19 protein-coding genes are annotated in these 19,073 nt (G+C 66.6%); 9 read left to right on the top strand and 10 right to left on the bottom strand.

The window, feature by feature from the left end; all coding sequences use genetic code 11:
• The first annotated feature begins 48 nt into the window (after positions 1–48).
• Positions 49–1,713 carry an acetolactate synthase AlsS gene (gene alsS, locus ACNQS7_RS31550; RefSeq protein ID WP_418015653.1) on the top strand — a complete coding sequence of 555 codons (1,665 nt, stop codon included), beginning with the start codon at positions 49–51 and terminating at the stop codon, positions 1,711–1,713.
• Positions 1,710–2,471, top strand: coding sequence for an acetolactate decarboxylase (gene budA / locus ACNQS7_RS31545; RefSeq protein ID WP_418015652.1), 762 nt, complete (start codon positions 1,710–1,712; stop codon positions 2,469–2,471). Before alsS ends, budA begins: the two co-directional genes overlap by 4 nt.
• Here the strand turns inward: budA and ACNQS7_RS31540 are convergent.
• Both ACNQS7_RS31540 and ACNQS7_RS31535 read right to left on the bottom strand, forming a co-directional pair.
• On the bottom strand, positions 2,468–3,718 hold the full coding sequence (locus tag ACNQS7_RS31540; RefSeq protein WP_418015651.1) for a cytochrome P450: 1,251 nt from the start codon (positions 3,716–3,718) through the stop codon (positions 2,468–2,470). The two genes, budA and ACNQS7_RS31540, sit on opposite strands and share 4 nt — an antisense overlap.
• A complete protein-coding gene (locus ACNQS7_RS31535; RefSeq protein WP_418015650.1) occupies positions 3,715–4,257 on the bottom strand; it encodes a TetR/AcrR family transcriptional regulator C-terminal domain-containing protein in 543 nt (180 codons plus the stop codon). Before ACNQS7_RS31535 ends, ACNQS7_RS31540 begins: the two co-directional genes overlap by 4 nt.
• 46 nt (positions 4,258–4,303) lie before the next feature.
• Here ACNQS7_RS31535 and ACNQS7_RS31530 point away from each other — a divergent pair, with 46 nt between their 5' ends.
• Together ACNQS7_RS31530 and ACNQS7_RS31525 are read left to right on the top strand one after the other, a co-directional pair.
• A complete protein-coding gene (locus ACNQS7_RS31530; protein WP_418015649.1) occupies positions 4,304–5,170 on the top strand; it encodes a TIGR03619 family F420-dependent LLM class oxidoreductase in 867 nt (288 codons plus the stop codon).
• Positions 5,167–5,889, top strand: coding sequence for a hypothetical protein (locus ACNQS7_RS31525; RefSeq protein ID WP_418015648.1), 723 nt, complete (start codon positions 5,167–5,169; stop codon positions 5,887–5,889). Before ACNQS7_RS31530 ends, ACNQS7_RS31525 begins: the two co-directional genes overlap by 4 nt.
• On the opposite strand, the gene ACNQS7_RS31520 is transcribed toward ACNQS7_RS31525, so the two are convergent.
• Entirely contained in the window at positions 5,886–6,353 is a 468-nt protein-coding gene (locus tag ACNQS7_RS31520; RefSeq protein ID WP_418015647.1) for a hypothetical protein, read from the bottom strand. The two genes, ACNQS7_RS31525 and ACNQS7_RS31520, sit on opposite strands and share 4 nt — an antisense overlap.
• Before the next feature lie 22 nt (positions 6,354–6,375).
• Here ACNQS7_RS31520 and ACNQS7_RS31515 point away from each other — a divergent pair, with 22 nt between their 5' ends.
• On the top strand, positions 6,376–7,197 hold the full coding sequence (locus ACNQS7_RS31515; RefSeq protein ID WP_418015646.1) for a sulfurtransferase: 822 nt from the start codon (positions 6,376–6,378) through the stop codon (positions 7,195–7,197).
• A 44-nt stretch (positions 7,198–7,241) separates the two neighbouring features.
• On the opposite strand, the gene ACNQS7_RS31510 is transcribed toward ACNQS7_RS31515, so the two are convergent.
• A complete protein-coding gene (locus ACNQS7_RS31510) occupies positions 7,242–8,222 on the bottom strand; it encodes a hypothetical protein (protein ID WP_418015645.1) in 981 nt (326 codons plus the stop codon).
• Between the two features lie 172 nt (positions 8,223–8,394).
• On the bottom strand, positions 8,395–8,790 hold the full coding sequence (locus ACNQS7_RS31505; protein ID WP_418015644.1) for a hypothetical protein: 396 nt from the start codon (positions 8,788–8,790) through the stop codon (positions 8,395–8,397).
• Between the two features lie 52 nt (positions 8,791–8,842).
• On the opposite strand from ACNQS7_RS31505, the gene ACNQS7_RS31500 reads away from it, so the two are divergent.
• Together ACNQS7_RS31500 and ACNQS7_RS31495 are read left to right on the top strand one after the other, a co-directional pair.
• Positions 8,843–10,141, top strand: a complete 1,299-nt coding sequence (locus ACNQS7_RS31500; protein ID WP_418015643.1) for a M23 family metallopeptidase — start codon at positions 8,843–8,845, stop codon at positions 10,139–10,141.
• 13 nt (positions 10,142–10,154) lie between these two features.
• Positions 10,155–11,138, top strand: a complete 984-nt coding sequence (locus ACNQS7_RS31495; RefSeq protein WP_418015642.1) for an alpha/beta fold hydrolase — start codon at positions 10,155–10,157, stop codon at positions 11,136–11,138.
• A gap of 5 nt (positions 11,139–11,143) precedes the next feature.
• Here ACNQS7_RS31495 and efeO read toward each other — a convergent pair whose 3' ends face one another.
• Genes efeO through ACNQS7_RS31480 form a run of 3 tightly spaced genes read right to left on the bottom strand, consistent with a single transcriptional unit; the run spans position 11,144 to position 14,563 of the window.
• Entirely contained in the window at positions 11,144–12,283 is a 1,140-nt protein-coding gene (gene efeO, locus ACNQS7_RS31490; RefSeq protein WP_418016229.1) for an iron uptake system protein EfeO, read from the bottom strand.
• Positions 12,284–12,343: 60 nt separating this feature from the next.
• Positions 12,344–13,540, bottom strand: a complete 1,197-nt coding sequence (locus ACNQS7_RS31485; RefSeq protein ID WP_418015641.1) for a cytochrome P450 — start codon at positions 13,538–13,540, stop codon at positions 12,344–12,346.
• A 3-nt stretch (positions 13,541–13,543) separates the two neighbouring features.
• The gene (locus tag ACNQS7_RS31480) at positions 13,544–14,563 is read right to left on the bottom strand and encodes an LLM class flavin-dependent oxidoreductase (protein WP_418015640.1); all 1,020 of its coding nucleotides are present in this window, start codon (positions 14,561–14,563) and stop codon (positions 13,544–13,546) included.
• A gap of 143 nt (positions 14,564–14,706) precedes the next feature.
• Here ACNQS7_RS31480 and ACNQS7_RS31475 point away from each other — a divergent pair, with 143 nt between their 5' ends.
• Positions 14,707–15,552: an SDR family oxidoreductase gene (locus ACNQS7_RS31475; protein ID WP_418015639.1), complete on the top strand. Its 846-nt coding sequence runs from the start codon at positions 14,707–14,709 to the stop codon at positions 15,550–15,552.
• A gap of 73 nt (positions 15,553–15,625) precedes the next feature.
• Here ACNQS7_RS31475 and ACNQS7_RS31470 read toward each other — a convergent pair whose 3' ends face one another.
• Both ACNQS7_RS31470 and ACNQS7_RS31465 read right to left on the bottom strand, forming a co-directional pair.
• A complete protein-coding gene (locus tag ACNQS7_RS31470) occupies positions 15,626–16,687 on the bottom strand; it encodes a dihydrodipicolinate reductase (RefSeq protein WP_418015638.1) in 1,062 nt (353 codons plus the stop codon).
• Positions 16,688–16,844: 157 nt separating this feature from the next.
• On the bottom strand, positions 16,845–17,699 hold the full coding sequence (locus tag ACNQS7_RS31465; RefSeq protein ID WP_418016228.1) for a hypothetical protein: 855 nt from the start codon (positions 17,697–17,699) through the stop codon (positions 16,845–16,847).
• Positions 17,700–17,803: 104 nt separating this feature from the next.
• Here ACNQS7_RS31465 and ACNQS7_RS31460 point away from each other — a divergent pair, with 104 nt between their 5' ends.
• Positions 17,804–19,063, top strand: coding sequence for a MalY/PatB family protein (locus ACNQS7_RS31460; RefSeq protein WP_418015637.1), 1,260 nt, complete (start codon positions 17,804–17,806; stop codon positions 19,061–19,063).
• Positions 19,064–19,073 lie beyond the last annotated feature (10 nt).

Below are 19,073 nucleotides of genomic sequence, written 5' to 3'. Positions count from 1 at the left end.
ATGCACTGGGCGGAGCGCTGCGCCGCTGGCTCGGGTAGCGTCCTTGACGTGACTTCCGTGCGTAGCGCTCAGAAGATCGTCGACGTGCTGTCCGCGCAAGGCGTGCCGTACGTCTTCGGGGTGCCGGGCGCGAAAATCGACGCGGTGTACGACGCGCTACTCGACGGCGGCCCCGACGTGGTGGTGTGCCGGCACGAACAGAACGCCGCGTTCATGGCCGCCGCCGTCGGGCGGCTCACCGGCATTCCCGGCGTCGTGCTGGTCACCTCCGGGCCGGGCACCGCCAATCTCGCCACGGGCCTGCTCACCGCCAACACCGAACAGGATCCCGTAGTGGCGCTGTGCGGCGCGGTGCAGCGCGAGGACCGGCTCAAGCGCACCCACCAGTCGATGGACGCCGCCGCGCTGTTGCGGACGGTCACCAAGTACACCGGCGAGATCGACCATCCCGACAACGCCGCCGAGGCCACCGTGACCGCGTTCCGTGTCGCGCTGACCGAACCGTGTGGAGCCACAGCGGTTGTCCTGCCCGCGGACGTGCTGGCCGCCCCGACCGACGCGGGGATCACCGCGGCGTTGCCGATTCCCCCGCTCGCGGCGGCGCCGTCCGAGCTGGTGACGCGGGCGGCCGAGTTGATCCGCACCGCGCAGCGGCCGGCGCTGCTGGTCGGCATCCGCGGTGCCGATCCCGAAACCTGCACGGAATTAAGGGCTTTGGTGGCGGCGACGGGACTGCCCGTCGTGGAGACATTCCAAGCCGCCGGCGTCATCTCCCGAGAGCTGGAGGACTGCTTCCTGGGCCGGGTGGGACTGTTCCGCAACCAGCCCGGCGACGTCATCGTGGCCCACGCCGACGTCATCGTCACCATCGGTTACGACGCCGTGGAATACGACCCGGTGTTGTGGAACAACAATGTCGACCGCACGATCGTGCACATCGACTCCATCCCCGCCGACGTCGACAACCACTATCTGCCGACGGCGGAACTGCGCGGCGATATCGCGGCTACCCTCACCGCATTGACGGACTCGCTGACCGGGTTCGCGCCGACCAGCGACTACCAGAGCGAGGTCGCCGTCCAACGGAACGCGTTGGCGCACATCGACAATGCCGCGCGCGACCAGCCCCCGGCCGGCCCGGGCCTGAACCCGGTCGCGGTGGTGCTGCGGCTGCGCGAAGAGCTCGACGACACCGCGACTATCGCCTGTGACATCGGCTCGGTCTATATCTACCTGGCCCGGCATTTCCGGGTCTACGAGCCGCGCCGGCTACTGTTCTCCAATGGCCAGCAGACTCTCGGGGTCGCGCTGCCCTGGGCGATGGCCGCCTGCCTGGTCCGGCCAGGCACGCCCGTCGTCTCGGTGTCGGGCGACGGCGGGTTCCTGTTCTCCGCGCAGGAACTCGAGACCGCCACCCGGCTCGGTTTGACGTTCACCCACATCATCTTCCGCGACAACAGCTACGACATGGTCGGCTTCCAGGAAGAGCTCAAATACGGCCGCAAGTCCGGAGTGCAGCTCGGCGACTACGACGTGATCTCCTACGCCCAGGCATTCGGCGCACACGGCTACCGGGTACACAGCCTCGAAGAATTCGGCTCGGTCCTGCGACAGGCGCTGGCCGAACCCGGCCCCTCGTTGATCGACGTCCCGGTCGACTACAGCCACAACGTCGACTTGGCCGCCCACCTACACGACGACACGTTCGAATGAGCACCGCCCGCGAGCACTTCCGCCGTTGGGCCACAGCCCTTCTCGGCCATGATGCCGAGGTGTACCAGTACTCCACCATCGGCGCCCTGCTCGACGGCGTGTATGACGGCGAGGCCACCGTGGCCGACATCCTGCAGCACGGCGATTTCGGGTTGGGCACCTTCAACCACCTCGACGGCGAGATGGTGATCCTCGACGGCGTCTGCTACCGGTTGCGCGCGGACGGAACCGCCACGCGCGCAGCGCCAACCGACCGCACACCCTTCGCGGCGATCACCCGCTTCCACCGCGACTTCGGCATCGCGATCACCGAACGCACCGACCGCGCCGCGGTGACCGCCGCCATCGACCAGCGGATCGCCAGCACCAACCTGATCTACGCGATCCGGGTCACCGGCCACTTCGCCGACCTGCACACCCGCACCGTGATGGAACAGCAGCAGCCGTATCCACCGCTGACCGAAGCGACCGAAGGGCAGGCCGAAACCCGGTTCACCGACGTCTCGGGCACCCTGGTCGGCTTTCGCACCCCCGACTTCGAACAGGGCATTTCCGTCGCGGGCTATCACCTGCACTTCCTCAACGACGACCGCAACGCCGGCGGCCACGTGCTCGATTTCACGCTGGAACGCGGCGACGTCGGCGTCAGCGGAGCATCCCAGCTGCACCTCAGCCTGCCGACCTCCGGCGCGTTCCTGCAGGCGCGGTTATCCGCGGACGATATCGGCGATCAGATAACCAAGGCGGAAGGCAGCTAGCCGGTACTGCACGGAAGTCGTTTGATGCCATGGAAGAACGACGACCTCAGCCGGTCCGGCTCGCCGGTCACCGTCAGCCCGGGCACATTCGGATACAGCTCCTCGAGCATGACCCGCAGCTCCAGCCGGGCGAGCTGGGCGCCGAGGCAGAAGTGCACTCCCCCGCCGCCGAACGCCGCGTGCCCGGCATCCGTTCGGGTGACGTCGAATTCGTCGGCGCGGTCGAACACCTCCTCGTCGCGGTTGGCCGACAGATAGTGCATCAGCACCCAGTCACCGGCGGGGATCCGCTGCCCGCGGATCTCGACGTCGCGGGTGACGGTGCGGCGGAAGTGCATCACCGGGCTCGCCCAGCGCAGCAGTTCCTCCACCGCGGGCTTGACGGCATCGGGGTCGCGGGCCAGTAGTGCCTGCTGCTCAGGGTGCTGCGACAGCGCTAAGATGCCGTGGCTCAGGGTGTTTCGGGTGGTCTCGTTGCCGGCGATGGCCAGCAGCAGGAAGAATTCGTTGAGCTGGTCGCGGTTGAGCTTCTCGCCGTCCACCTCGGCGGCCAGCAGCGCCGACAGAATGTCGTCGGTCAGGCCGTGTGTCCGCCGGTGCTTGACCAGTTCGCCGCAGTAGCGGAACATCTCGGCGGCCGCCTGCCCCAGCGCCTCCGGGGTGGGGGCGTAGTCCGGGTCTTCGATGCCCAGCGTGCCGATCGCGTTGCTCCACCGGAACACCTCCATCCGGTCTTCGGCCGGCACCCCGAGCACGTCGGCGATCACCTGCAGCGACATCTCCGCGGAAATGTCTGGTACGGCGTCGAATTCACCCTTCTCGGTGATGTCGGCGACGATGTTGCGGGCGACCTGACGCATCTGCGGCTCCAGCCGCAACACGTTGCGGGCCGTGAAGCCCTGGTTGATCAGCTTGCGGTAGTGCACGTGCCGCGGCGGGTCGATGCCCGGCAGCATCGCCGAGGTGGGCCCCGCCTCGACCTCGACCAGGGTGTTGCCCCGGCTGCTGGTGAAGGTGTCGGTGTCACGGCTGACCAGTCGCACGTCGGCATGTTTGGTCAGCAGCCACGCCCGGGGCAGGCCGGACATCTGCACCGGGTGCACCGGCGCGTCCGCGCGCAACCTGGCCATCGCGTCGAAAGGGGCGCCGGCGACGAAGGTGTCAGGGTTCAGCACCGCCGCGGCGTCGCGATCGGCCTGCGTGTCCTGGTTCTCGACCACCAGTGACCCCAGCTTTGGAACGGTCATGACTCCCCCTCGGATGCCTTGATGCCGGCGATGATCACGTCCAGGCCGGCCCGAAAACGCTTGGTGGATGATGGTTTGCCGCGGGACTCGTCCAGACTGACCGAGCCCAGCAGGTAGGTGTAGAGCACCGTGTGCGACGCCGCGGCAACGGATTTGGCGAGCCCCGCTTCGGTGAGCAGCGAGCGACTGAGCCGGTCCAGGCGGCGGGCCCGCTCCCCACCGCCGCGGGTCTGCAGGATGCCCGCTATCCCGGGCACGCCAAGCATGACTTCGCGCGCCGCGCAATAGAGTTCGGCCAGCCGGGTGTCCCAGGGTCCGGCCTCGGGCATCGGGATCCCGGCCAGCACCGACTCGGCCAGCAGATCCAGCGCGGCCTGTTTGCCCGGCACGTGGTAGTAGACCGACGGCACCGCGGCACCGAGTTCGGCGGCCAGCTCGCGCATCGTCACCTGCTGCACCCCGACGCGGCGCGCGAGGGTGTGCAGCGAGGACACCACCTGGGTGCGGTCCAGCTCGCCGTAGGCGCGCCGCGCCGTCATTCGAGCCATGTTCGAATCAATTCGAGCACTGTTAGAATCTAGCGCGATGAGCACGCTGCCCGCAAAGTTGTCCATCTCCACGCCCGTGGTGACGATGTTTCCCGGCGTGAGCGCCGACTGGGAAGTCGACGCGTCGATCGAGGACATCGCGCGGGTCGCCGAAGCGGCGGACCGGCTCGGCTATCACCATCTGACCTGCAGTGAACACATCGCACTACCCGCCGCCGAGCAGGCCCGCCGCGGCGCGCGTTACTGGGACCCGCTGGCCACGTTCGGTTTTCTCGCGGCCCGTACCCGGCGAATCCGGTTGGCCACCAACGTGTTGGTGCTGGGTTACCACCATCCGCTGGAGATCGCCAAGCGCTACGGGACCCTGGACAAGGTCAGTAATGGTCGGCTCGTTCTCGGTGTCGGCATCGGCTCGCTGAAAGAGGAGTTCGACTTGATCGGCGCCCCGTTCGAGGACCGCGGCGTGCGCGGAGACGACGCGTTGCGGGCGCTTCGTGCGGCGCTGTCGGTGGCCGAGCCCGCCTACCACGGCGACTTCTATTCGTTCGACGGCATGGTCGTCGACCCGTGTGCGGTGCAACCGCGGGTGCCGTTATGGATCGGCGGCCGCACGCTGCGGTCGCTGCGCCGGGCCGTTGCGCTGGCCGACGGATGGGCGCCATTCAACGTGAGCCTGCCCCAGGCACGGGAATGGCTGGACCGCTGCGACCTTCCGCCGGGCTTCGAGGTGGTGCTGGGACCGGCCCACCGGCTGGATCCGCTCAACGAGCCCGATCGGGCCCGGGAACTGATCGCCGAGACCGTCGCACACGGCGCCACCATCGTCAGCGCCACCTTCCGGCACAATTCACTGCAGCACTACCTGGAGAACCTGCACGCACTCGCCGAACTCAACGCCGGATGAACCGGGTCAGGGCAGGCGTGTTCAGCCTCACCGCCGCGGCGCCCGCCGACGACGGGTATCTGCGCTGGCATCTGCTCGACCACATGCCCGAGCAGTATCAGCTGCCCGGCATCGTGCACGGTTTGCGCTGGATCGCCGACGGCGACTATCCCGCGCACCGGATCGCTGCGCACGGACCGCTGGGCGACATCGGCAACGTCGTCCACTACCTGGTCGGCGAACCCGTCGCCGAAACTCTGCGCGACTTCGTCGAACTGGGCCGCGTACTGCGGGAGAACGGCCGCATGCCGGTCATGCGTCCGCTACTGCAGATCTCCGGTCTCTCTCTGCTGCAATGGGATTCGGCACCCCAGGCGCTGGTGTCAGCCGAGGTGGTGCCGTTCCGGCCGCACCGCGGCGTGCTGCTGATCCTCGAGGAACCCGTCGGCGAGCGGCCCGGCGCCTGGCTGGAATGGTTGCGCGCCGAGCACTATCCGGCCCTGCTCGCCGGCGCCGGCGTGGCCGGCGTGTGGACGTACGGCGCCATCTGCACCCCCGCGCCCCGCGGGTGGCGTACCGATCCGCACTACGTGACCGTGGTCTATCTCGATGACGACCCGCTGGCCGTGAGCGCGGCCCTGGCACCGGTGGTCGAAGAGCGTTGGCGATCGGGAGCCGTGCGGCCGCTGTTCGCCGGCCCGCTGCGCAGCATGATCAGGTGGGACGCCTGGCCGGACTAGAAGTCGCCGGCCTGCCACGCGCCCGGCGGAAAGGGCGGCACTTTGCCGGCGAAGACGCCGTCGGTCAACGTACACAGCGTGTCCGAAATCGTTCCCGCATTGGCCAATACGGTCGGCTGACCACCCGGCGTCACGCGCGCGACCACGGCCTGCCAGAAGTAACCGATCCCTCCGTGCTCGTACCAGAAAAACCAGTCGCTGCCGCGGCTGCCGGCGCGAATCAGCCGGCGGAATGGCAGGCTCGGGTCATTGACCGAATCGGTGCTGTTGAAGGGTGCACCGATATCGGCGATCGGCGGCAGCAGACTACGCAGCTCGGCCGGCAGCTCGGACACGTGCTGCACTTCCCGCACCGCCGTGGTGAGCGTGCAGTTCGTGTTGGGCACGGCACCGGCCGGGCTCGCCGTCGCCAGACTCAGCGCCAGCGCACCCGCTGCCCAGCACGCGAGGGACCATCGCACCATCAGTCGAGGATAGGGTGAATGCGTGACGACGCGCGACCACGTTCTCATCACGGCCGCGGAGCTGGCCCGCCTGCTTCAGTCCGGCGAACCGGTCACGGTTCTCGACGTGCGTTGGCGGCTCGACGCTCCCGACGGCCACCCGGCCTACCTGGACGGCCACCTGCCCGGCGCGGTGTACGTGTCGCTCGACGACGAACTGAGCGACCACACGGTGACCGGACGGGGCCGCCATCCACTGCCTTCCGGCGCGATCCTGCAGGAAGCGTTGCGGCGCTGGGGTGTTCGCTCCGATCAACTCGTCGTGGTGTACGACGACTGGAACCGGGTCGGGTCGGCACGGGCGTGGTGGGTTCTGACCGCGGCCGGCCTGGCCAATGTGCGCATCCTGGACGGCGGACTGGATGCCTGGCGCTCGTCAGGCGGCAGCTTGGAGACTGGTCCGGTCGAGCCGCGGCAGGGCAATGTCACTGTGGCACATGACAATCTGTATGCCGGTGCGCAACCCACGCTGACCGCGGAACAGACGGCTCAGGTGGCATTGTTCGATTCGCGCGCGCCCGAGCGCTACCGCGGCGAGACCGAACCCCTGGACCCGGTGGCCGGTCACATCCCGGGCGCCACGAACCTGCCGTTCGGGACAGTGGTGGCGCAGGACGGCACCTTGGCCGCCGAGGAGCACCTGCTGCCCGACGGCCCCGTCGGGGTCTACTGCGGGTCCGGTGTCACCGCGGCCGTGGTGGTCGCCGCGTTCGCGGCCGCGGGCCGGCGGGTGGCGTTATATCCCGGGTCATGGTCGGAGTGGTGCTCAGATCCCGCGCGCCCGGTAGCGCGCGGGGCGGAATAGTTGGAGGGGCGAGACGGGCAGTCCCCACCACCGACGTTGGCGCGTCACGGACCCGCCCAACTCGCCATGAACGCCTCCACCACCCGGGCGGCGTTCTCCGCGGCGATCTGCTTGTAGAAGAAGAACTGAAACGGAAATCCGGGCAGGCCAAGGGGATCGCCCGGCCCGTCCGACATCCCGCGAATTCCCAGGAACGGCACGCCGTGTGCCGTCGCGACCGCCAGGGACGCGGCCGTCTCCTGATCCACCGCATCGTAGGCCGGGTTATCGGCGGTCTGAATGTTCAAGTTGCTCAGCAACCCCTTGGCCAGCCACGGTCCGATGGCCTGGAAGAAGTTGCCGGTGTAGAGCAGCGAGCGGCCGGGCGGGCTGCACGGTTGACATCCGAAGACGTCACCGGCGTTGGGGACACACGGAAACGCCTGGCCGTTGTTGGCGTCATGGCTGTAGCCGTTGCCGCCGACGAACAGTTGCGGCTGGCGGGGCAGTTCGTTCAGCCTGACGGTGGGCACGTGCCGGCACAAGCACATCGGATTGCCCAGATTGTTGACGTTGCTGAGCTGGACGGTCAGCGTCTGCGCCGCCGCCAGCATGCCGGGATCCACGGACTGGTAGGTGGCCCCGTTGTCCAGCGTCCACTGCGCCGGTACCGCCACGTCTCCGACGCTGGTTCGCCCGGCACCGCCGGCGACCCCCGAAAACACCACTGCGCCAATCGAAATGCCCGATGCGCAGGTGAAGCGGCTGAGCGCGGCCTCGGTGACCGTGGTCGCGTTCACCAGCCCGATACGCGTCATCGCCACCAGCACCTTCTTGCCGGCGATCGATCCGCGGTAGTAGTACTGTCGGTCATACACGCCAACGGGATTCGGTTCTAGCAGGGTATGGGCCAGCACCGCGTCGGCTTCGGCGGGAAACGCCGACAGCACCAGTGTCCGTTGCTCGCACGCGGACGTCACCACGGTCCGCAGACCTCCGGGGTCAGCCGTGGCCAACCCACCCCCGACACAGAACGCGACGGCCACGACCCAAGCAACGCGGAACCGTCTGAGCACGATCCCCCTATCTGATGGGCATGGCTGGTGCACTTCACGAATGATTTTCGCGCGACACAGCCGACACACAGAGAATCGTTATCGTATTTTTGGACTAGCGATTTCCCGCCGTTACGCGACGATGACGACGTCACCCATGCCCTCACAGCAAGGGCCGAAGCTCGATCGCCGACGTCGGCTTTTCCGCCATCCAGTACGTGATGGCCATGGTGTCCTCGCCCGTCAGAAAGCCGATGCCCTCGTAGACGACCTCCCCGACGGCCACCGGGAGCCGCACATTCTCCGGCCGGTGCCGCCAGGTCAATCGATAGCCTTCCCCGGCGCGCTGAATCTGCAGATCGAGATCTCCGGCGAATATGCCTGCGCCATCGAAGTATTGGACGCGGTAGTGCCCCGCAAAGCCGGCCGTGGTGTCCCCTACGGCGCGCCCGGAGCCCAGCGACCGGGACCCGGCGGCGAGATAGCGGGCGGTGAGCACGCCGGGCTGTCCGGCGCTGAGCCGGTATTCGGCAAGCCCGATCACCCGCGTGTTGAACATGCCCAGCATGGTAAGCAGCCGGAATGCCGGGCGGGAATACTATGCTCACCCGATGGCGAAACGGCGGAGTTTGGGGGTCCTTGGTTGCGTGCTCATCCTCGCCGGGTGTTCGTCATCGCCCAAGCAACCCGCCGCCAGCAGTGCACCCGTCGCCGCAGACCCGCTCTCCGGCGTCACCGTGCCCAACGCCTTCACGCCGTTGACGGTCGCTCCGATCAGCCGGCCGACGTTCCCGTTCCCCGGCTCCGACGACAAGTATCACCTTGCGTTCGACATGCAGGTCACCAACTCCAGCGCGCAACCCGCCACACTGGACGCCGTCGATGTGGTCGACGGAAAGGACCCCAACAAGGTCCTCGCCACGTTCTCCGGTGCCCAATTGGTCGATCCCGCTTGCAACTACGGCAACTGCAACCGGCTGCGGGTGCTGCCCGCCGCCCCGGCGCCCGACTTCACCATCGCACCGGGCACCTCGCGGTCACTGCTCATCGATTTCCGCCAGGACAACCTGTCCGACTTCCCGAAGGCGGTAATGCTGCGCTTCCACGGCAACGGCGTCGCCAACCCGGCCACGAAAGAGCCGGGACCCTTCGACACCCTGGGCGCGCCGTTCAACATCTCCGCCGGCATGCCGCGCATCATCGCCGCGCCGCTGAAGGGCAACAACTGGGTGGCGTTCAACGGCTGCTGCGACCCGGGCTGGGCGCACCGCGACGCCATCCTTCCGCTGAACATGAAGCTGAACAACAGTCAGCGCTTCGCGATCGACTGGATGCGGATGAACGATCAGGGCAACTTCTACGCGGGCGATCAGACCAAGAACGAGAGCTTCATCGACTACGGGTCGGAGATCTACGCGGTGGCCGACGGCACCGTCGTGTCCACCCTCGACAACGTCGAGGCCAACGTGCCGGGCATCCTGCCGGCCTCCGACCCCGTCCTGGCCGCCAAGCTGACCGTCGACAACGTCGACGGCAACCACATCATCCTGGACATCGGCGACGGCCTCTACGCCATGTACGCCCACCTCATCCAGGGATCGCTGCTCGTCAAACCCGGGGACAAGGTGAAGAAGGGTCAGCAGATCGCCAAGCTGGGCAACACCGGCAACTCCAACGCTCCGCACCTGCACTTTCAGTTGATGAACGGGCCTTCGCTGTTCGAGGCCGACGGCCAGCCCTACGTGATCGAGGGTTTCAGTTACCAGGGCCAAGTCAACCCAGCCCAGGTGTGGAATGCCGACAACTACCTCAGCGGCTCGTTCTTCGGCCCGGACATGTTGGCGACCCCTCAACTCAAGGGCAACCAGTTACCGGTTCTGCTGGCCGTCGTGACGTTCCCGCAAACCTAGAAAGGCCGCAGCGATGGACATCTTCGTGGAATGGAACAACGGCGGAACGGAATTGCGCTGGCGCTCAACCACCGAAGCCAACGACGGGCAATCGGTCACGGTGTTCCTGCGCCGCTACGGCACGCCGGGCAAACCGGCGCTGGTATGCGTGCACGGGTTTCCGACTTCCAGCATCGACTATTTCCCGCTGGCGCGTGAGCTCAAAGACGAGTTCGAGATCTTCGCGCTGGACTTTCCCGGCTACGGCGTATCCGACAAGCCGCCCCACCCCTACGTCTACTCCCTCTACGACGATGCGCGTCTGCTCGTGCACGCCATCACCGAGGTGTGGAAACTGACCGACTACCACATGATCACCCACGACCGGGGCTGCAGCGTCGGCATGATCGCGGTGGGCCTGCTCGCCGAAAAGTCGTCATCACCAAAGGATCTGATACTCACCAACGGCAACATCTACCTGCCGCTGTCGAACCTCACCGCGTTCCAGACCGCGCTGCTCAACGACAAGACAGCCCGGGCCACCGCGGCGGAGACGACGCCGGAGTTGCTGGCCGCCGGCCTCGGGTTCACCACGTTCATGCCGCGGCGCACCCCGGAGAATCCCGAGATCGCGGCCCTGGCAAAGTGCTTCGCGTTCAACGACGGGATGCGGGTGCTGCCGGACACCATTCAGTATCTGCACGAGCGCGCCGCGGACGAAAAGAATTGGCTCGAACGGCTTTCCACGCTTCCGGTCAACGTCACCGTGGTATGGGGCCTGCACGACACGGTCGCCCCGCTGCGGGTCGCGAACCATGTGTGGCAGAAGTATCTGCGCGGCATGCCGGGCCGCAGCCGCTACTGGGTGGTGCCCGGCGCCGACCACTACATGCAGTGCGACGCACCCGCGGAGTTGGCGCAGATCGTGCGGCTGACCGCGCAGGGCGAAAGCCTTGCGCTGCAACTGCAGACGCTCGGGGACCGGCCGGAGGGCGCGGTCCTGGTGGATCAGGCTTAGATCGGTCAGTTCGCCGTGACGACCTTCTGAGCGATGGCGGACAGGCTCTGGTGCAGCGGCTGAATCACGGCGGTCAGCTTAGGAGTGTCGCGCTCGCGCACGTCGGACGTGTAGATCCGGTAGCCGCCCAGCGCCGTCGGGTCGCGGTAGTGATCAAGCATGGCCAGGATGTCCTGGAACTGCTGGTCGATCTGCTGGACCAGGCCGCTGTCGATGTCGTTCAGACCGGAGCGCAGGAGCGCGTAGGCGTGTTGTGCGCCTTCGACGTTGGCGGCGAAGTCGACGAAATCGAGGTGGCTGAACGCTTCTTCCTCGCCGGTGATCTTGGTGTTGTAGACGTCCTCGATCAGATCTGCGGCGCCGTTGGCCACATCCTCGGGCCGGAATTGCACGGTGGTCACCGTGGTAGTCAATGTGCTGATATTGCTCACCAATTCGGTGCTGAGCACCTTGGTGGCGGCGGTGATCGCACCGGCCTGCCACAGGTCCCGCTCGATGGCGTGGAAGCCTTTCCAGCCGACCTTGGGGTCGACGGGGGTGGCCTCCTGCATGTCGATCAGGTAGTCGAGGTTCCCCCTGTTGTCACCCACGGTGAAGCCCGGCAGCAGATAGCCGTTGACGCTCGATTGGATGTGTTCGTAGAACGGACGCGCCTGTGCGTAGGCCGCTTTGGCACCGTCGACGTTGCCCGACTGCACGGCCGCATCGAGTGCCTGCACCGCTTCGTTGAGGTGACCCATTTCAGTGACGACGTATGGCGCGAAGTCTTTGGCGCTGCGGGCGAAGGTGGCCGCGACCGGTCCGGTGGCCGGTGCCGGCGGGCGTCCCGTCACCGTCAGGGTCTGGTATTCGATCTCCGCTGCGGGACAATAGATCTGGTAGGCGCCGCCGTCCAGGCTGACGGTGAAGGACACCGGCTCCTCCCCGGGGTCCACGCTCTCCTTCTCACCGATGACGCGCTGGTCTTTGAGCAGTTCAACGTGCGAGATGCCCAGTGCGCTCGCGTTTAACACCGTGAAGGTGACCGGGCCGGCCGGAACGGTCGTGGTGTCCAGTACGCAGCGATTGCTGCCGCCGTTGTTGGACATCGTCACTTTGACCGCGTTGCTGCTCCTCGGTGCCGGGCTCGAATGGCTGCATCCCACTGCCGCAACAGTCAACGCCGCCAGAGTGGCTGATAACCGGTAGGCAAACACCGGCCGACATTACCCCGTGATGACAGGCAGTTTCGCCCAGCCCCGCACACTGCTGGTGTGCGCCTTGACGGCGTTGTCGTAGTCGACGTCCCATTCCGGCCAGCGTTTGATCACTTCTTCGAGCGCCACCCGCGCCTGCATGCGGGCCAGCGCCGAGCCCAGACAGAAGTGCAGACCGTGCCCGAAACTCAGGTGGGCGCCGCCGCGGTGGATATCGAACCGCTCGCCGTCGACATACCTGCGCTCGTCGCGGTTGGCCGACCCGTTGAGCAGCAACATGATTGATCCCTCCGGGATCACCGTGCCGCGACACTCGACGTCATGGGCAACGTGGCGCGCCTGCACCGGGGACGGCGCCTCGTAGCGCAGAACCTCCTCGATGGCCATCGGGATCAGCGATGGGTCGGCCACGATCTCGCGGCGCTGGTCGGGGTGCTCGGCCAGCAGCTGGCCGATAAACCCGATCAACCGGGTGGTCGTCTCGTTGCCTGCGCCGGCGATCATGCTGGTGTACATCAGCACCTCGGTGCGATCCAGGCGCCGGGTCACCCCGTTGTCCTCGATCTCGGCGTTGAGCAGTTGCGTCATCAGGTCATCGGAGGGATGTTCGGTCCGCCAGTCGATGTAGTCGGAGAACACCTCGTAGCTCTTCTCGAAGAGGTCTTCCTCGACGGCCCGGAAGGTGCCCTCGGTGAGGTTGATGGCGCGACCGCCACGGTCCCGGATATGCGCCTGGCTCTCCTCCGGAATGCCCAACAGGTAGCCGATGGTGCGCATCGGGATCGTCGAGCCGAGGTTCTCGATGAAGTCGAACCGGCCGGTACCCACCAGCGGGTCGAGTGCACGGACGCAGAAATCGCGGGTCAGCGGTTCGATCGCCTCCATCCGCCGTGGCGTGAAAACCCTGGACAGCAAACGGCGATGCAGGTCATGCAGGGGTGGGTCCTCGAACAGGATGACCCCGGGCGGCACCTGGATCCCGCTCATGATGATGTCCATGGTGGTACCGCGGCCCGAGCGGTAGGTCTCCCAGTTCGTCAGTTCCGGGGCGACGTCCTCGTAGCGGCTCAGCGCGTAGAAGTTGTATTTCTCGTTGTAGTACAACGGAATTTCGTCGCGCATCCGCTTCCAGATCGGGTACGGATTGTCGTCGATCTCGAAATCAAAAGGGTCGTAATAGATCTCGGTGGTACTGGCCCCAGTCATCAATCACCCGTTCTTGTTCGACAGCAGTTCGCCGAGGGCGCCCTCGGCAGACGTGGAAGCCTCCGGCAGCACGACCTTCCCCATCCGCTCGAGATAGGGCCACGCGATCTCCGGCGGCAACCCGCCACACAGCGGGGACATGGCCAGCATCTGTCCGGCGCGTACCCGCGAAATCGCCTCCGGCACCGAGTAGATCACGTGCGAGGCCGCGGCCTGACGCAGCTCGCCTACGGTGTCGACATGAGTGAATCCCGCCGACACCTCGTTGCCGGGATTCCAAGCCGCGTAGGTGCGCGCGTCGTGCAACAGATACTCCCCCAGCTCGGCCCAGGCCTCGTCGACGTCGTCGGCGACGAAGCACACCGACGGCGTGCTGCGGTCGGGAAAGAACGCCGGCCCCGGCTCGTGGCCGTGCTTGCGGCACGACTCCTCGTAGGCCTGCCGCATTCCCGGCACATTGGCGTTGGCCAGCATGCCCAGCCCGTATCGACCTGCCCGCCGGGCCGCGGCCAGACTTCCGCCGCCCCACATCATCGCGGGCCCTCCCGTGGTCACTGGCCGGGGCGTCACGACGATCTGCCGGCCGTCCTGGACCACCGTCTCCCCGGCAAGCAGCCTGCGCAGCATTCCCAACTTCTCGTCGGCCAGCCGGCCACGGTCGCCGAGATCCAGTCCGAAGATCTCGTACTCCTCCGGCCGGTAGCCTAGCGCCATGATGTAGGAGGCCCGCCCAGCGCTGAGGATGTCGAGCACCGCGATGTCCTCGGCCAGCCGCACCGGATCGTAGAACGGGAGAATCAGGATCAGGCTCAATGCCAGCCGTTGCGTCCGCGCCGCCACCGCCGACGCCAGGAGCAGTGGCGACGGCAGGTAGCCGTCCGGCGAACCGTGATGTTCGCACATGACGGCGGCCAGGCAGCCGTGGTTTTCGGCCCACGCACACATCTCCGGCGCGGCGGCGTACAACGCCGCCGGATCGGCCCCGAAAGCCGGAGCCCGCATGTCGAAACGCAGGGTGAACACAGCTGATTCCGCCTGACCTAAAATTTGTCCCACGTAGGCTACGTGGGATCCGCGAACCCGGTCAACCACCCGATTGAAACTTACATCTTGTCCGGATACTGTAACGTCGGGTCACGAATCACCAGGGAATTAAGGGGCTGAAGATGACGACGGCGTCAGACTTATTGGGCTACGAGGGCAAGCGCGTCCTGGTGGTCGGCGGCGCGACCGGGATGGGCGCCGCGGCGGCACAACTCGCCAAATCGCTCGGAGCGCACGTGACCGTGATGGACTTCGCGCCGGTGGACTTCGACGTCGACCAGGTGATCTCGCTGGACCTCAGCGATCCGGACTCGATCGACCGGGCGGTCGACGAACTGGACGGGCCGGTGCACAAGTTGTTCTCCGCTGCCGGTGTGGCCGACGGGCCAAAACTGATGCGGGTCAACTTCATCGGGCATCGCCACCTGATCGAGCGGCTGTTCGACAAGGACCTGCTCCCCCGCGGCGCGGCCATCTGCTTCATCTCGTCGGTGGCCGGAATGGGCTGGGAGAACGACCTGGAACTCGTGCAGGACTTCCTGGCCGCGCCGGACTACAAGTCCGCCCACGACTGGTGTCAGGAGCGCGAACCGCAGGGCATCATCCATTACGGGTTCAGCAAGAAGGCGATCAACGGTTACGTCGCGTGGCAGGGATACCCATTCCAGAAGAAGGGTGTGCGGATCAACGCCGTCTGCCCCGGCCCCACCGATACGCCCCTGGCCCGCGCGAACGCCGACCTGTGGCTGACCTTCGCTCAGGACTACCGCGATGACACCGGCAGCGCGACGCTGACGCCCGAGGACATCGGCAAGGCCATGATCATGCTCAACAGTGATGCCGCGGCGTCGGTCAACGGGATCACGCTGAACGTCGACCAGGGTCACGCCATGGCGTCGATCACCGGGTCGTTCGCCCCGGGCAAGGCGATCATGGACCTAATCACCGGCCGCGTCCAGCTGGCCTAGAGGTTCGGCGAGCAGACGCAAAGTCGCCCTGGAACGCCTGTTCCAGGGCGACTTTGCGTCTGCTGGGCGGGGGTTAAGCGACCACATGCCGCGGCAAGGTCGGCGGCAGATCCAGCGAACTGAGCAGACCGGGCGGCGCCTCCACGACATATGGGACGGCATTGACCACGCGCATGGCAGTGGCCGCCATCGCCGCATGTCCGGCGCCGTGCCCTTCGGCCGCGCCGAGCGTCAGCATGCAGTGCATGTCGGGGTCGCCCTCGATGTCGACGCGGTAGGTGGCGTCGCTGTCCGAGGCCGGCCAGTCGGGTGCGACATCGCGCGCCATCCGGATCACGTGCTCGATCACGATCGCTTCCCGGCCGTTGATCACCGCGGCGGCCCGCGTCCGTACGGCGCCGCAGGTGCCCGCGGGAATGGTGCCGAACGCGACCTGGATATCGCGGGCGGTCAGCTGGCGGTCCAGGGTGCCACGCACCTCTTCGATCTCGACCTGCAGTCCGTCGGCGATCAGGTACAGCGGTGCTTTCCAAGCCAATTCGATGAATCCGGGAGTCTTGAGCATTGGCTCGAAGTCCAGCGGGCGGCCGAAACCCATGCCGTTCACCATCACATCGGCGACCGGATAGTGGTCGTTCAGTGAAACCTCGCTGACCGTGATGCGGCGAATGCTCCTGGACTGGGTGGTCAGCAGCAAAGCGAGTTGGTCGGAGGCGAAGCCGGGAAAGATGCCCGAGGCATAGAACGACGCCCCACCGGCGATCGCCGCCTGGTGCAGCTCATCGCGCCACTGCGGGGAGAAGTACGACGGCGGGTACACCAAACTCGTCGACGACGTCGACAGCACATTGATCCCGGCGGACAGTAGCCGCAGGTAGTCCGGTATCGCGGCGGCGTCGCGTTCGGGACCGCTGGCGGCATAGATCACGCAATCGGGTTTTAATCCGACCAGGGCCTCGGCATCATCGGTGGCCGGTAGCCCCAGCGGCGTGCCACCGGCGAGTTCGCCGGCGTCCCTGCCCACCTTGTCCGGTGAATGCACCCACACACCAACAAGTTCCAGATCGGGCCTAATCCGGACGGCCTCGATCGCGTTGGACCCGACACCCCCGGTGGACCATACGACGACACGCACGAATCCCTCCTTTCAGAAATAACCTAACCTTTGTTCCGGGAAATGGCACGTCCGAAGGGGCCGACGATGGCCGTGACGCCCCGGCTGCGCGAGCAGTCGCAAACTCGCACGTTTTGCGGGCAAAGCGTGCGAGTTTGCGACTGCTCGCCAGAAAACGCTAGGCCGCGCAGTTGAGGTGGCAGCGAATCCGCTCGGCGAGGCGCGCGGGATACAGCCGGACGTCGTCGACCACGATCGGGATGATTGTCCATCCGACCTCTTGGACCAGGCCCCACCTCTCTTTGTCCTTGAGCATCGCGGTGCGGCCCGAATGCCAGCCGACGCTTTCGTATTCGGCGGCCAGCCGGAATTCGGGCCAGGCGAAGTCGACGCGGAATAGCTCGCCGTCGACGCCACGGATCTCGTACTGAAGTTCGGGAAGCGGTAACCCGTAGTCAATCATGACCAGCCGGGCCTCGCTTTCCATCGCTGACTCGGCGCGTCCGTCCGCAAAGGGCAACAGGCCGCGCACGGCCACGATGCCGCGACGGCCCTTCTGCTCGGCAACCGCGCGCTCGAGGTCTTCGCGACCGCAGTACCTCGAACGTAATGCGGCGTCCAGCGTCGCCAACGCCCGCGGGCGCCGCAACTGCCGGGCGACCTCAACCGCAGTCCAAGCCGGTGCCGTCGCGAGACGGTCAGAGATCCGTTGCAGCCGCGCCCCGGTACGCTGATGAACCATCAGGTCGACAGTCGGACGCATGCGAATGCCGGGATCCAGCACGTGAATCTTCAAGGTGTTTTCCGTATCGAACCCGTACAAGCCGGCCGCAGTCCCCATACACACGACCACCCGACGTCCGGCGAAGAGATCCAGTGCGGTCAAGCGCTCCAACAGATTTGGGTCCCGCGCCGCGTAAACCCCATGCCACACCTTGTGAATGCGGACCGCTTTCACCGCAACGTCGAGCTGCTGGCGAGTCATCACCGTCAAGAGCTGAGCGGTGGTGGCAACTCCCCCGCACTGCTCCATGAGCGCTATCGCGTCGGCAAGCACAGCGTGAGCATGCTCAAACCACTTCCAACCGGCCAGTCACCCCTGTGGACACCGCCGCCGAGCAGACGCAAAATCGCATGATGGGCGACGAAACAGTGCGAGTTTGCGACTGCTCACGCAAGGAAAGGAACCCGCTCGAGGAGGTGGGGCTGGAACAGCTGCGCCGCCGCACCAGCATGAAGTGGCGCGCGTACCCGGAAGATGTGCTGCCGCTATGGGTCGCCGAGATGGACGTCAACCTCGCGCCCGAAGTGGCCCAGGCCATCCACCGCGCCGTCGACGCCGGTGACACCGGCTACCCGCACGGCAAGGGCTACGCGCAGGCGGTCAGCGAATTCGCCACGCGGCGTTGGCAATGGGACGGTCTGTCGGTCGGCCGCACCCGGGTGGTGCCCGACGTGATGCTGGGTGTCGTCGAGATGCTGCGCCTGGTCACCGACCGCGGCGATACCGTCATCGTCAACTCGCCTGTCTACGCGCCGTTTTACGCGTTCGTCTCGCACGACGGCCGGACGGTAGCCGAAGCGCCGCTGGGCGCCGACGGGCGCATCGACTTCGACGCGCTGAAAGATGCCTTCGTCCGGGCCCGCACCCAGGCCGGTCCGAACGGCAAAGTCGGCTATCTGCTGTGCAATCCGCACAACCCGACGGGCGCGGTGCACACCGCCGAGGAACTGCAAACCATAGCCGAACTGGCCAGACAGTACGACATCAGAGTCGTTTCCGACGAGATACACGCGCCACTTGTCTTGCCGGGCGCCCATTTCACGCCGTACCTCAGCGTCCCCGGAGCCGAGAACGCGTTGGCACTGACGTCGGCGTCCAAGGCGTGGAATCTCGCCGGGCTCAAGGCAGCGCTGGCCATCGCGGGTCCGGAGTCCGCGGCCGAATTGCGGCGCATGCCAGAAGAAGTCGGTCACGGCGCCAGTCATCTGGGTCTCATCGCCCACACCGCGGCCTTCCGCGACGCCGGGGACTGGCTCGACGCGCTGTTGCTCGGCCTCGACGAAAACCGCACGCTACTAAAACATCTGGTGCAGGAACATCTTCCCGGCGTCCGACTGCTGCGCCCACAGGGCACCTATCTGGCATGGTTGGACTGCAACGAACTCGGCTTCGACGACGAGCACGTCGAGGGCATCAAGGTGGTGTCGGACCTGTCCGGACCGGCCCGCTGGTTCCGCGATCACGCTCGGGTGGCCCTCAGCTCCGGCCACGTGTTCGGCACCGGCGGCGCCGGGCACGTGCGCCTGAACTTCGCCACCTCTCAGGCGATTCTGACCGAGGCCGTACTACGGATGCGGCAAGCGCTCGCCGACCGGGACGCCGCCGAACGTTGAACCCGTGGCA

It is taken from the genome of Mycobacterium sp. 23 (assembly GCF_048287075.1).
Lineage (GTDB): Bacteria > Actinomycetota > Actinomycetes > Mycobacteriales > Mycobacteriaceae > Mycobacterium > Mycobacterium gordonae_B.
This window is presented reverse-complemented; position numbering and strand designations above follow the sequence as displayed.